Annotated in this window: 12 protein-coding genes; 4 read left to right on the plus strand and 8 right to left on the minus strand. The window is 73.1% G+C overall.

What is annotated here, in order from left to right:
- Positions 1-32: 32 nt before the first annotated feature.
- The 6 genes from AW271_RS25955 to AW271_RS25980 all read right to left on the minus strand — a co-directional run bounded on the left by AW271_RS25955 (position 33) and on the right by AW271_RS25980 (position 7,285).
- The gene (locus tag AW271_RS25955; RefSeq protein WP_062340221.1) at positions 33-1,031 is read right to left on the minus strand and encodes a hypothetical protein; all 999 of its coding nucleotides are present in this window, start codon (positions 1,029-1,031) and stop codon (positions 33-35) included.
- Entirely contained in the window at positions 1,024-1,578 is a 555-nt protein-coding gene (locus tag AW271_RS25960) for an RNA polymerase sigma factor (protein ID WP_062340222.1), read from the minus strand. Before AW271_RS25960 ends, AW271_RS25955 begins: the two co-directional genes overlap by 8 nt.
- 64 nt (positions 1,579-1,642) lie before the next feature.
- Entirely contained in the window at positions 1,643-2,128 is a 486-nt protein-coding gene (locus AW271_RS25965) for an FxsA family protein (RefSeq protein ID WP_062340223.1), read from the minus strand.
- 65 nt (positions 2,129-2,193) lie between these two features.
- Positions 2,194-2,937: a polyprenol monophosphomannose synthase gene (locus AW271_RS25970; protein ID WP_062340224.1), complete on the minus strand. Its 744-nt coding sequence runs from the start codon at positions 2,935-2,937 to the stop codon at positions 2,194-2,196.
- 9 nt (positions 2,938-2,946) lie between these two features.
- Positions 2,947-4,521 (minus strand): apolipoprotein N-acyltransferase, encoded by a 1,575-nt coding sequence (gene lnt / locus AW271_RS25975; protein ID WP_083977227.1) that lies wholly within the window; start codon positions 4,519-4,521, stop codon positions 2,947-2,949.
- 553 nt (positions 4,522-5,074) lie between these two features.
- Positions 5,075-7,285, minus strand: coding sequence for a HelD family protein (locus AW271_RS25980; RefSeq protein WP_062340225.1), 2,211 nt, complete (start codon positions 7,283-7,285; stop codon positions 5,075-5,077).
- Positions 7,286-7,380: 95 nt separating this feature from the next.
- On the opposite strand from AW271_RS25980, the gene AW271_RS25985 reads away from it, so the two are divergent.
- The 3 genes from AW271_RS25985 to AW271_RS25995 are packed head-to-tail and all read left to right on the plus strand — an operon-like array spanning position 7,381 to position 10,760.
- The gene (locus AW271_RS25985; protein ID WP_062340226.1) at positions 7,381-8,562 is read left to right on the plus strand and encodes an ROK family transcriptional regulator; all 1,182 of its coding nucleotides are present in this window, start codon (positions 7,381-7,383) and stop codon (positions 8,560-8,562) included.
- A complete protein-coding gene (locus tag AW271_RS25990) occupies positions 8,563-9,819 on the plus strand; it encodes a 6-phospho-beta-glucosidase (RefSeq protein ID WP_062340227.1) in 1,257 nt (418 codons plus the stop codon). It begins immediately after the preceding gene.
- On the plus strand, positions 9,819-10,760 hold the full coding sequence (locus AW271_RS25995; RefSeq protein ID WP_083977229.1) for an N-acetylglucosamine kinase: 942 nt from the start codon (positions 9,819-9,821) through the stop codon (positions 10,758-10,760). Before AW271_RS25990 ends, AW271_RS25995 begins: the two co-directional genes overlap by 1 nt.
- On the opposite strand, the gene AW271_RS26000 is transcribed toward AW271_RS25995, so the two are convergent.
- Both AW271_RS26000 and AW271_RS26005 read right to left on the minus strand, forming a co-directional pair.
- Positions 10,757-11,197, minus strand: coding sequence for an Lrp/AsnC family transcriptional regulator (locus AW271_RS26000; protein WP_062340228.1), 441 nt, complete (start codon positions 11,195-11,197; stop codon positions 10,757-10,759). The genes AW271_RS25995 and AW271_RS26000 overlap by 4 nt on opposite strands.
- A gap of 19 nt (positions 11,198-11,216) precedes the next feature.
- Positions 11,217-12,314, minus strand: coding sequence for a M24 family metallopeptidase (locus AW271_RS26005; RefSeq protein WP_245653198.1), 1,098 nt, complete (start codon positions 12,312-12,314; stop codon positions 11,217-11,219).
- Positions 12,315-12,460: 146 nt separating this feature from the next.
- Between AW271_RS26005 and AW271_RS26010 the strand changes: the two genes are divergently transcribed.
- The gene (locus tag AW271_RS26010; RefSeq protein ID WP_083977231.1) at positions 12,461-13,393 is read left to right on the plus strand and encodes a PP2C family protein-serine/threonine phosphatase; all 933 of its coding nucleotides are present in this window, start codon (positions 12,461-12,463) and stop codon (positions 13,391-13,393) included.
- Positions 13,394-13,403: the final 10 nt, after the last annotated feature.

Consider the following 13,403-nt stretch of genomic DNA (forward strand, 5'->3'; position numbering starts at 1 on the left):
CGGACCATCCGGGGGGCGCCCTGTCGCGTTCATCAGCCCGTGGGGCAGCTCGCCTCGTTCGCCGCCCGCTCCATGCCCGTCCGGGGGGCGGGCAGCCCGGCGGCGACGCCGACCGACATGATCGCCCATCCGCCTCTCAGGTCACCCTTGTAGACGACCCTGGCGGGGTCCACCGGGTCCTGCACACTCTCGTAGGGATACACCGAGCGCACCCCCATGAACCGGTCGGTCACCTGGTCGATGACCAGTTCCTCGCTGGTGTTGTCACCATCGGTGTCGATCAGGACCGACAGGCCGGGCCGCCCGGCGGCGTCGGTGACGCCCCGTTTGACGACCATGCCGGGGAATTCAGCCACGATGCGCAGGATGCGCGCCGTCACCTGCGGGTAGGGCGCGGCCATCCGGAGCTTCTGCACGACGGTGCTGAACTTGCCGGCATAGGTCTTCTTCCACTTCGGATAGGTGAAGCCGAGATCGTCCGGCCAGGAGGGCGCGTAGTCGTGCGGGCACAGGACGGAGTCCAGCCTCTCCCTGTGCCGGGTGGTCTCCCGGGCCAGCCAGGGACCCTTACCGTCGGCCGGGATCCACATCTCGGTCGTGTCGGGAGCCCTCTCCCCCGCGCTGAGGTCCAGCATGGCGAAGCGCGTGTACACGAACTGTCCCGGCCGGATCTCCAGGGGCGGGTCGGCCTCGGCCAGGTCGGCGGCGCGCAGCAGGATCTCCCGGGGGGTCGGAGCCCCGGGCGGCTTTCCGGCGGGCCCTCGCGAGGCCGGAGCGGGCGGGCCGGGCATGGGCCGTTCGGTGAGCAGGGGATCGGGTGCCGGCGGAGGGCTGCCGGCGGGGACCGGGCGCAGGAACACGGCCACCGCCATGCCGACCAGGGCGGTCGCCAGCGCCGCCAGGATCGGCTTCAGCCAGTCCCGTCCGTGCGGGCGGGCCGTCGCGGCGGCGGACACGAAGCGGGCGCGGGCGCTGGCCAGGTCGGCCTCGGTGGCCGGGGGACGGTCGAAGAGGGTGTCGAGATCACGCATCGGCCGCCTCCAAAGCGGTCTTGACCCGGGTGCGGGCGCGGTTGAGGCGGGAGCGGACCGTGCCCACCGGGATCGACAGGGCCAGCGCCACCTCCCCGTAGGTGAACTGGGCCCAGGCGACCAGCAGCAGCACGTCGCGGTCGCCCGGTTTGAGCGCGGCCAGGGCGCGCAGCAGCGGGCGGTTGACCGCCAGGGTCGTCACGCCCTCCTCCACCAGGGCGGCGACGGTCTCGTCGGGGCCGGTGCGGGCGTAGGCGCGGTAGCGGGCCGTCTCGCGGCGGCGGTGCTTGCCGACGAGGTTGGAGGCGATGCCGTAGAGCCAGGGGCGGGCGTCGGTGTGGGCCGCGTCGTAGACGTGGCGGCGGCGGAAGGCGTCGAGGAAGGTGTCGGAGACGACGTCGTCGGCCACGTCGGGGCCCAATCGGCGGGCCACGTAGGCGTGCAGGTGGGGTGCGTGCCGGTCGAACAGGGTGGCGAAGCACTCGGGGTCGGTCAGGGATAAGCGAACCAGGTCGTTGTCCCGGGCCGTCGCGGTCGCATCCCTCATGGGATCCTCTCGGGCGGTTGGGTCTGACGCCCTGCTTTCACCGCGAGCCGCCCGGAGGGTTCACTCAGTCGTCGACGACCTCGCCGCGCACCACGTTGTCGCGCTGCCGCGGCTGGTCGTGGCCCTGGTCATGACGGGGCATGGCGGAGATGAAGGGGGCGTAGGGGGACCGGGCGGCCATCGACTTGACCCGCCGGCCCAGGAACCAGGTCGCCAGCTGTCGGGCGAACGGCCGGGTGAAGGGCAGGATCATGAAGAAGCCGAAGACGTCGGTGATGAAGCCGGGGGTCAGCAGCAGTGCGCCGCCCGCCACGATCAGGGCGCCGTCGGCGAGTTCCTTGTCGGGCATGCGCCCCGACTCGATCGCCTTCTGCAGCGCGGCCCAGGCCCGGCGGCCCTCCCGCCGCACCAGCCAGCCGCCCAGCAGGCTGTCGGCGATCAGCAGCGCCACCGTGGTCCAGCCGCCGATGACCTCACCGATCTGGATCAGCAGCCAGATCTCCAGCACCGGCACCACGAGAAACGCCAGGAACAGCCCGATTCGCAGCATTCGTCACACCTCCACACGCGAGCCTACGAGGGTTGGAACGCCTGCGCGCGCGAGGCGGGTTCCCGTTAACGCCGACGGCGAAACCGGTCGGGGAGGCCGGTGACGCCCCACACGCTGATCCGCCACAACGCCTCGGTCATGACGTCGCGGCTCATCTTGCTCTGCCCGACGGCCCGGTCGACGAAGGTGATCGGCACCTCGGTGATGCGCAGGCCCTCGCGGACCGTGCGCAGGGTCAGGTCGACCTGGAAGCAGTAGCCCTGCGACTGCACGCCCTCGACGCCGATCTTGCGCAGGGTGGTGGCCCGGTAGGCGCGGAACCCGGCGGTCGCGTCGCGGACCGGCATGCCGAGCATGATCCGCGTGTACGTGTTGGCGCCCCGCGACAGGAACTCCCGGGAGGCCGGCCAGTTGATGACCTTCCCGCCCGGCACCCACCGCGACCCGATCGCCAGGTCGGCGCCGCCCTCGACCGCCGCGAGCAGCTTGTGCAGCTCCTCGGGCTGGTGGGAGCCGTCGGCGTCGATCTCCACGAGCACGTCGTAGCCGCGCTCCAGGCCCCACTGGAACCCGGCGATGTAGGCGGCGCCCAGGCCCTGCTTGCCGGGCCGGTGGAGCACGTGGACGTGGTCGTCGCGCTCGGCGAGCTCGTCGGCGATCTTGCCGGTGCCGTCGGGGCTGTTGTCGTCGGCGACCAGCAGGTCGACGTCGGGCAGCGCGGCGCGCAGCCGCTCGACGATGCGCGGCAGGTTGTCGCGCTCGTTGTAGGTGGGAACGATCACGAGCACGCGCCCAAGCATCCGGTCCATCGGCTCCTCCTAGTGATCTTCCGGGTGATCTTCCAGGTCCCGCCGGGCCCGCCGCGCGGCGACCGCCGCGACGACGGCCGCGCCCGCTCCCGCCGCCATCAAAATGATCTCGGGCAGAACACCTACCCGGGTCGCCACGGTGTCACGCGTGCGCACCTGGGCGGTGACCACGGCGCTCGCGGCCACCAGTTCGGGCGTCTCCCACAGGATGCGTCCGTCGGGGGCGACGTGGGCCGAGACGCCGGTGGTCGCGACCGGGATCACCGTGCGGTTGTGCTCCACCGCCCGGATCCGCGACATGGCGAGCTGCTGCGGCGGCAGGTTCGACTGCTCGTAGGTCGCGTTGTTGGTCTGCACCACCAGCGGCGAGCCGCCCGCGCGGACGGTCCCGTTGACGATGGTGTCGAAGGCCACCTCGTAGCAGCTGACCGCGCCGAGGGTGACCGGGCCCGCCTTCAGGTCGCCGGGCTTCTCGCCGGGGATCGACTGCCGCCCGACCAGGGAGGCCCGCTCGAACAGGGCCAGCACCAGGCCCTTGTACGGGGTGAACTCCCCGAACGGCACCAGCTTCTGCTTGTCGTAGTAGGCGCCGGGCCCGGTGACCGGGTCCCACACGATGCTGCGGGTGGCCCGGGCGTCGTCGCCGAGGATCACCACGGCCCCCACGAGGACCGGCACGCCGACGTCCTTCACGGCGGCGTCGATGATCGCGTAGGCGGCGGGGTCGCGGAAGGGGTCGATGTCGGTGGAGTTCTCGGGCCAGACCACCACGTCGGGCTTGGGCTGCCGGCCGGCCCGGACCGCCTCGGCCAGCCGGTGGGTCTCCTCGGCGTGGTTCTTCAGCACCACGGCCGGCTCGCCCCCGTGGAACCCCAGCTGTTCGCTGCGGGGCACGCTGCCCTGGATCACCCCGATGTTCACCGTCTTGCCCTCGTCGCCGTGGAGGGGGACGAGCATCCCCACCACCGGTAGGGCTACCACCCCGGCCGCCGTCAGCGCGACCACGCGCTCCCGGTAGTCGCGGGTGAACAGGTGAACGGCCAGGTAGGCCAGCAGGGAACCGGTCAGGGCGACGGTGAAAGTTACAAACGGGGCGCCGAACAGGGAGGCGTACTTCAGGTAGGGCGCGGTGCCCTGGCTGAAGACCAGGCGGGCCCACGGGAAGCCGCCCATCGGGAAGGTGCTGCGCGCCCACTCCTGCAGCACCCACAGGCACGCCGCCCAGAGGGGCCACAGGCGCATGCGGAGCACCAGGGACACCAGCACCCCCTGGAGGGCCCAGAAAGCGCTCTCAATGACGACCAGGGCCACCCAGGCGTCGTCGCCGATGGGCCGCACCCACGCCATGGCGGGGAACAGGAACGCCAGCCCGGCCGCGAAGCCGATCCACAGGGCGCGGCGGGGACGGACCCCGTACACGGACAGGATCACGGGCGCCACCCCGATGGGGGCGCAGAACCACCAGCCGAGCGGCGGGAAGGCCAGGAAGATCAGCAGGCCGCCGGCGACGGCGAGACCGGCGCGGGCCCACACGGGCGGGGCGAACGCCGGGGCGGTCGACCGCGGGGTCGCCGTTGCGAGCACGCGTCTCCTTTGACCAGACCGAATGAAGGGCTGGTCGGAACGGTACCGCGCCGGACGGCAGGCCCCAAAACAGGCACTTGAACATCCCAGGGAACTCACAGCAATGGTCCTTGAGTTCTCCTGTGGCCACAGGAGAACTCAAGGACCATCCGGCTACGCACAGGGCACGGGTGCCACGTGCCCAGGCCCATCTCACGAGACGGTTCGGAGCCCTGAGCGCCCTTCGGACCGGTTCCGTCCCGTCGGCGGCGGGCGCGGAGTTCCGTTGTCTACTGGGCGCCGGGACCCCTCCCGGGTCCAACCCCCCACCCGGTTGTGGTGCCCCGGCCCGACAAAAGCGCCGGCGCCGCGCCTGGCTGAGCTACGGAGCGTCCCGAATGTGGGGCGACGCTCCGTCACGGACGCGGAATCCGACGATGTCTGAGCACGGCCAACCGGTCAGTCCCGTGCTGGACTGCGCAGCAAACTACCGACCTGAGCGCAGATGTCAACCAGCTCCCCAGCAGCGGGAACGCCAAGTTTTCGCAGGTGGGACAGGCTGGTACAAGGGCCGCTATCGGAGGCCCGCCAGCACCTCGGGCAACGGGCCGGTGTGGACGACGCAAAGACGGCGGGTCGCCCTGGTCAGGGCCACGTAAAGGTCGCTCGCGCCGCGCGGCGACTCGGCCAGGATCCGGGCCGGTTCGACCACCACGACGGCGTCGAACTCCAGGCCCTTGGCCTCGGTCACCGACAACACCGCCACGTCGGCGTCGAGCGCCTCGGGACCGGTCATCCGGGGCATCCCGACGTCGAGGCCGTCGGGCACGATCACGACCAGCCGGCCGTCGGCCACCTTCTGCCGCTCGATGATGCCCGGCAGGTCGGCGACCAGGTCGTTCGACCGCACGGAGGTGGGTTTCTCGCCGCTCTCGCGGACCGAGTCGGGGGCCTTCAGCGCGGGGTCGACGAGGGTCAGCACGTCGGCCGCGACGGCCATCAGCTCGGCCGGGGTGCGGTAGTTGACGGTCAGCCGCGACTCGCGCCAGCGGCCCTGGACGTAGGGGTCCAGAACGCTCTTCCAGCTGGGCGCGCCGGCCGCCGAACCGGTCTGCGCGATGTCGCCGACGATGGTCATCGACCGCGACGGGCAGCGGCGCATCAGGGTGCGCCAGGCCATCGCCGACAACTCCTGCGCCTCGTCGACGATCACGTGCCCGAAAGCCCACGTGCGGTCGCGGGCGGCGCGCTCGGCCGTTGTGAGATATCCCTCTTCCGCCTGCTGCCGCTCGGCGAAGCGCTCGGCGTCCATGATGTCGGCCAGGCCGGTCATCTCCAGGACCTCGCGGGCGTAGGCGAGCTGCTGCTCGCGCTCCTCCTCGGCGCGGCGGGCGGCCCGCAGCACGCCCTCGTCGATGTCGCCGAGCAGCTCGGCGGCCTCGTCGAGCAGCGGCACGTCGGCCTCGCTCCACCAGCGCTCGCCCTTGCGCGGCGGCTCGCGCAGCAGCAGCGCGGCCTCGGCCGGGGTGAGCCCGGCGGCGGTCATGCGCTCGGCCGAGGTGAACAGGCCCAGGAGCAGCTGCTGGGGGGTCAGGTAGGGCCACAGCCGGTTGAGCGCGGCCTTCACCGGTTCTTCGGTGCGCAGGTCCTCACGCAGGTCGGCGAAGTCCTCGTCGGAGAGCACGCCGCGGCCCAGGTGGCGGGCGGCCTGCTTGGTCAGCGTGTTCAGCAGGTGGCGCACGAACACCGAGCGGGCCTGGTTGTGCGGGCGGCGCGACTTGACCGCCCGGTTGCGGGCCGCCTCGAAGCTCTGCCGGTCGAGCCGCAGCGTGTAGCGGTCGAGCCTGATGTCGACGGGCCTGGCCGGCATGCGCTGCCGGTCGGCGATGGCGCGGGCGAGCACGTCGGCCATCCGCAGCCCGCCCTTGAGCGCCGCGGCGGCGGCCGGCTCGGCGCGCGTGGCGGTCACCCCGGGGAACAGCTCCCCCACGGTCGACAGCAGCACGTCGGTCTCGCCCAGCGACGGCAGGACCTGCTCGATGTAGCGCAGGAACGTGAGGTTCGGCCCGACGATGAGCACCCCCCGGCGCTCCAGCCTCTCCCTGTACGTGTAGAGCAGGTAGGCCGCCCGGTGGAGGGCGACCACGGTCTTGCCGGTGCCCGGCCCGCCCTGGACGACCATGACGCCCGACAGGTCGCCCCGGATGATGCGGTCCTGCTCGGCCTGGATGGTGGCCACGATGTCGCGCATCCGGCCGGTCCGGGTCTCCGAGAGCGCGGCCAGCAGGGCGGCCTCGCCGTTGAGGGTGGCGCGGTCGTCGGCGGTCAGGCCGTCGAGGTCGAGCAGGTCGTCGTCGACGGAGACGACCTCGCGGCCCTTGATGTGCAGGTGGCGGCGGCGGGTCACGCCCATCGGCGCGGCCGGGGTGGCGCGGTAGAACGGCTGGGCCACCGGGGCCCGCCAGTCGATCAGCAGCCGCCGCTGCTCGTCGTCGGTGAGCCCGATGCGGCCGATGTAGAAGCGCGTCTCCTCGGCCCCGGGGGCCAGGTCGAGCCGGCCGAAGCACAACCCGCGCTCGACGGCCCACAACCGGGCCAGGCGCTGGGAGTACATGACGGCGAAGTTGTCGCGTTCCGACCGGTTCTGGTGGGTGCCGAACGCGCCCTGGGCGAGCACGCCGTCGAGCTGCGCGCGGGTGCGCACCCGCAACTGGTCGAGCCGGTCGTAGAGGCCGGCGACGTAGTCGCGTTCACGGGTCAGCTCGGGCGCGGATGACTGTGGCATAGGCCGATAGATTCTACGCGTCCCCCCGAGTCGGCCGGTCACGATGCGGTGTCGGCCCCTTGACTCGTTTGGAAGGTTTCTTTACTTTCTCCAAAGTGAGCCAGCCGACTCCCGGAACCCCCAGCCTGCTGCGGGCCATCAACGACCGCGCGGCCCTGCGGGTCCTCCTCGACCGGGGTCCGCTGACGCGGCCCGAACTGGGCGCCCTGACGGGGCTGTCCAAGCCGACCGCCTCCCAGCTGCTGCTGCGCCTCCAGGAGGCCGGTCTGGTCGTCCTCGACGGCATCCGCGAGGGCCTGCCGGGCCGCACCGCCGAGCTCTACCGCATCAACGCCGGGGCGGCCCACGTCGCGGCCCTCGACGTCACCCGCGACCGCATCGAGGTCGCCGTCGCCGACCTGACCGGAGCCGTCGTCGGCGCCTCCGCGCTGCCGACGCCCGGCCGGGCCGGGGGCGACGTGGTGGAGAGGGTGCGCACCGCCCTGGCCGAGGCCTGGCCCCATCCGGTCAACCGCGTGGTGATCGGCATCCAGGGCGCCGTCGACCCGTCCACGGGCCGTCTGGGGTACGCCGCCCACATCCCGGGCTGGCACATCCCCGGCCTCGTCCCGACCCTGACCGCCGGGGTCGGCACGCCCGTCGACGTGGAGAACGACGTCAACCTCGTCGCGCTGGCCGAACGCGCCCACGGCGGGCACCGCGACTTCGTGCTGCTGTGGGTCGACTCCGGCATCGGCTCGGCGATCGTGCTGGGCGACCGGCTGCACCGGGGGGCCACCGGCGGGGCGGGCGAGGTGGGCTACATGCCGGCCGTCGGCGCGCCGACCGCGCGCGACGTCGGCAAGCGGGTCGACCACGGCTTCCAGGCGCTGGCCGGCGGCCAGGCGGTGCTGCGGCTGCTGCGGGCGCGCGGCATCCGTGGAACGTCGGCGGCCGAGGCCGTGGAGCGTGCCGTGAAGGTCGCCGAGGAGGGCGGCAAGCGGGCCGGCGAGGCCGCCGAGGGGCTGCGGGAGATCGCCCGGCGGCTCGCCATGGGGCTGGCCGCGATCACCAGCGTGCTCGACCCCGAGGTCATCGTGCTGGCCGGCGGGATGCCGCTGGCCGGCGGCGAGACGCTGCGCGCGCTGACCGAACGCGAACTGCACGCCCTCACGCTGCCCCGGCCGCCGCTGCGGCTGTCGGCCGTGGAGGGCAACCCGGTGCTGGCCGGGGCGCTGCACCTGGGGCTCGACGTGGTCCGGGACGAGGTCTTCGGATCGAAACTACAAGGAGGATGAGTGAAACTCGCCGTTGTCGGGGGCGGCTCGACGTACACACCAGAGCTGATCGACGGCTTCGCGCGGCTGCGCGAGGAGCTGCCGCTGAGTGAGATCGCCCTGGTCGACCCGGACGCCCACCGGCTGTCCCTGGTCGCCGGGATGGCCCGCCGCATGCTGGCCCGCGCCGGGCACCCCGCCGCCGTGACCGAGCACGCCTCGGTCGGGCCGGGCGTCGAGGGCGCCGGGGCGGTGCTGCTGCAGCTGCGCGTCGGCGGGCAGGCGGCCCGCAACGTCGATGAGACGCTGCCGCTGGAGTGCGGCTGCGTCGGCCAGGAGACGACCGGCGCGGGCGGCCTGGCCAAGGCGCTGCGGACCGTTCCGGTGGTGCTGGAGATCGCCGAGGAGGTGCGCCGCCGCGCGCCCGGCGCGTGGATCGTCGACTTCACCAACCCGGTCGGCATCGTCACCCGCGCGCTGCTCGACGAGGGCCACCGGGCCATCGGCCTGTGCAACGTGGCCATCGGGATGCAGCGGCGCTTCGCCGCCCTGCTCGGCGTGCCGTGGCAGTCGATCGGGCTCGGGCACGTCGGGCTGAACCACCTGACGTGGGAGCGGTCGGTGACCGTCGACGGGCGCGAGGTGCTGCCCGCGCTGATCGAGGAGCACGCCGCCGCGATCGCCGCCGAGGTCGGGGTGCCCGAGTGGATCCTGCGCGACCTGGGCGTCGTGCCGTCGTACTACCTGCGCTACTTCTACGAGCACGACGCCGTGGTCGAGGAGCAGCGCACCAAGCCGTCGCGGGCGGCCGAGGTGGCCGCGATGGAGCAGACCCTGCTCGACGTCTACGCCGACCCGGCCAGCGACACCAAGCCCGAGCTGCTGGCCAAGCGGGGCGGCGCCTACTACTCCGAGGCCGCCGTCGCGCTGATCGCCTCACTGGCCGGCGACCGGGGCGACGTGCAGGTGGTGAACGCCCGCAACGGCGACACCCTGCCGTTCCTGCGGCCGGAGGCGGTCATCGAGGTGCCCGCCGTGATCGGCGCGTCGGGCGCCGCGCCGCTGCCCGTGCCCGCCGTCGAGCCGCTCTACCGGGGGCTGATCGCGAACGTGTCGGCGTACGAGGAACTGGCCCTGGACGCGGCCAGGAACGGCGGGGAACGCCGCGTGCGGGACGCGCTGCTGGCCCACCCGCTCATCGGCCAGGCCGGCCTGGCGACGGGCCTGGCGAGCCGGCTGATCGCGGCCAACCGCGCGCACCTGCCCTGGGCCGTTTGATGCGGACCATCCTGGCGATCGACGGCGGGAACAGCAAGACCGACCTCGCGCTGGTCGGCGCGGACGGCTCGGTGCTCGGCACCTGGCGGGGCGGCCCGTTCACCCCGCAGAGCAGCGGCGTCGTCGCGGCGATCGACGTGATCGAGTCCGCCCTCGGCGGGCCGGGCCCGCACGCCGACCACGTCTTCGCCTACGTCGCCGGAGCCGACCTGCCCATCGAGGAGGTCCGGCTCCGCGACGAGATGGCCCGCCGCGGCTTCGCCCCCGAGATCGTCGTCGGCAACGACACCTTCGCCCTGCTCCGGGCGGGCGCGAGCGGCCCGTGGGGTGCGGCGGTGGTGTGCGGCGCCGGGATCAACGCCGTGGCGGTCGCCCCCGACGGCCGGGTGGCCCGCTTCCCCGCCCTCGGCCGCATCTCCGGCGACTGGGGCGGCGGCGGGGGCCTGGCCGAGGAGGCCCTGTGGCACGCCGCCAGGGCCGAGGACGGCCGGGGGCCCTCCAGCGAGCTGGCCGCGATGGTCTGCCGGGTCCTGGGCGCCGCGACGGTCGAGGAGGTCGTGATCGCCCTGCACTTCGGCGACCTGCCCTACGACCGCCTGCACGACCTGGTGGCCCCGCTGCTGGAGACCGCCCGCGGCGGCGACCCGGTCGCCCGGTCGATCGTCACCCGGCAGGCCGACGAGGTCGCCGTGCTCGGCGTGGTCGCCATGCGCCGCGTCGGCCTGCTCGACGTGCCGTGTGAGGTGGTCTTGGGCGGCGGCGTGCTGACCGCCCGCGACCCGCTCCTGACCGCCCTGGTCGAGGAGCGGTACGCCGCCCAGGCCCCGCACGCGAAACTCGTCGTCGCCGACGTCCCCCCGATCGTCGGCGCGGCCTTCAAGGGCCTGGACGCCCTGGGCGCCTCCCCCGAGGCGTACGACCGGGTCAGGGCGGCGTTCTAGACGGCGGGAGGCCGGTAGTCGAACGGGGTGGAGAGCACGACCGTGGTCCGGGTCGACACGTTGGCGGCGGCCCGGATCTGGTTGAGCAGCTCCTCGAGGTCACGCGGCGAGCCGACGCGGACCTTGAGGATGTAGCTCTCCTCCCCGGCCACGCTGTGACACGACTCGATGGCGGCCAGATGGCGCAGCCGCTCGGGCGCGTCGTCGGCGGCGGCCGGGTCGATGGGCTTGATCGACACGAAGGCGGTCAGCGGCAGCCCGACCTCGTCGAAGTCGACCAGGGCGGCGTATCCCTTGATCACGCCGCGTTTCTCCAGCCGCCGCACCCGTTGGTGCACGGCCGACACCGAGAGCCCGGTCTCCTTGGCCAGATCGGTGAAGCTCATCCGCCCGTCGGCCGCCAGCAACGCGACTATCCGCCTGTCGATCTCCTCCATTTCGCAAACGGTACGGCAATCAGACGATCACCAGATCCCGGGTCGTGTTGTTGAGCCGGGAAACGCCGTCTTCGGTGCAGATGACGATGTCCTCGATGCGGGCGCCGTGCTCGCCCGGCAGGTAGATGCCCGGCTCCACCGAGAACGCCATGCCCGGCGCCAGCGGCTCGTCGTTGCCCGCCACGATGTAGGGGTCCTCGTGGGACTCCAGCCCGATCCCGTGGCCGGTCCGGTGGACGAACAGCTCGCCGTAACCGGCCTCGGCGATCACCTCGCGGGCCGCCGCGTCGATCGACTCGCAGGTCACCCCGGGACGGACGGCCGCGCAGGCGGCGTCCTGGGCGGCGCGCAGCACCGCGAAGTAGCGCGCGTAGTCGGCCGGGGGCTCGCCCACGCAGTAGTTGCGGGTGGAGTCGGAGCAGTAGCCGCTGGCCATCGTGCCGCCGATGTCGATCACCACCGGCTCGCCGGCCCGGATCACCCGGTCGGAGACGTCGTGGTGGGGCGAGGCGCCGTTGGGGCCCGAGGCGACGATCACGAAGTCGATCGTGACGTGGCCCGCGCTCAGGATCGCGTCGGCGATGTCGCGGCCGACCTCGCGCTCGGTGCGGCCCGCCTTCAGCAGCGAGGGCACCAGCGCGTGGACGGCGTCGATGGCCGCCCCGGCCTCGGCCAGCGCCGCCGCCTCGGCGGCCGACTTGCGCATCCGCAGGTCGCGCAGCACCGAGGAGGCGAGCCGCTGCCCGGCCCCCGGCAGCGCGTCGCGGAACCGCAGCGACTGCATCGCCCACATGCGGTCGGCCAGGGCGACGCTCCCGACCTCGCCCAGCCGGTGGGCGACCACCGCGTAGGGGTCGTCGGTCTCGTCCCACGGCACGAACTCCACGCCCAGGCGGCCGGCCGGCGAGCTCTGCGCGGCGGGCAGTTCGAGGCGCGGCACCATCATGAAGGGCTCGCCGCCGTCGCCCGGCACGACCAGACAGGTCAGCCGTTCGAGCGCGTGGGCGTCGTAACCGGACACGTAGCGCAGATCGGGGCCGGGGGTCAGCAGCAGGGCGCCGGCCCCGGAGGCCGCGGTCGCCGATCGCACCAGGTCGAGGCGGTCGGCCGAAAACACGTCAAGGGACTCCGTTGTCACAGCGTCATACTAGAAGTGGCGTGGATCGGCGAAAAACCCGGCGACCCGTCACGACCGATGCTACGCTCCGCACAGGGCCGTTTACGGCTCGTCCCCCATCCGTCACTTCTCACCCTGTTTGGACCATGCGTTTCCCGAGAGCGAGCCTCACCATGACCGGCACCGCCGGTGGCGAGCAGCCGCCCCTCCCCTCCATCGAGGAACCGTCCCTGGCCGGGGCGCACACCGCGGCCGACATGGTCGCCTCGATGCGAGAGCGGCTCGACCGCACCGAGGCGCGGCTCGCGGAACAACAGCAGCTCACCTACCTGCTGCGCGACGCGATCATGCCCGATCCCGGCGCCGACCTGGTCCTGCCCAGCGCCCGGGTCGCCGTGCGCTGCGTGCCGATGGAGGAACGCCCGGCCGGCAGCCACCACCGGCAGGTCGCGGGTGAGCCCGAGCAGCTGCTCAACGTGCTCGGCGGCGACTGGTGGGAGGCCAGCAGGCTGCCCGACGGGCGCATCCTGCTCGCCGTCGGCGACGTGTCGGGCCACGGCGTGCCCGCGATCGCCCACATGGCCCAGCTCCGCCACGGCCTGGCCGCCCTGGCGATGACCGGCCAGGGTCCGGGCGCGATGCTCGGCTGGCTCAACACGCTCACCATGACCCGCCTCGACGACACCACCGCCACCGCCGTGGTCGGCCTGTTCGACCCCGCCACGCTGAAGTTCACCTGGGCCGGCGCGGGCCACCCGGTGCCGGTGATGGTGCGCGGCGGCATCGCGCGGCCGATGGTCGCCCCGCCGGGCGTGCTGCTCGGCGCCACCCGCAAGCCCTCCTACGGCGTGGCCAAGGTGCAGCTGCGGCCGGGCGACGTGCTGGTGATGTTCACCGACGGGCTGATCGAGCGGCGCGACCGCGACATCGACGAGGGCCAGGCCCAGGTGCTCGCGGCGGCCGGGTCGCTGACCGTCGCCGACCTGCCCGACGGGGTCGACGCGATGCTGAAGACCGTCGGCGGGCCCAACCCGCGCGACGACACGTGCCTGCTGGCCGTGGGGGTGCTGGGAGCATAGAGGGGTGCTG

Origin of the sequence: Herbidospora sakaeratensis, assembly GCF_001570525.1 — a bacterium.
Lineage (GTDB): Bacteria > Actinomycetota > Actinomycetes > Streptosporangiales > Streptosporangiaceae > Herbidospora > Herbidospora sakaeratensis.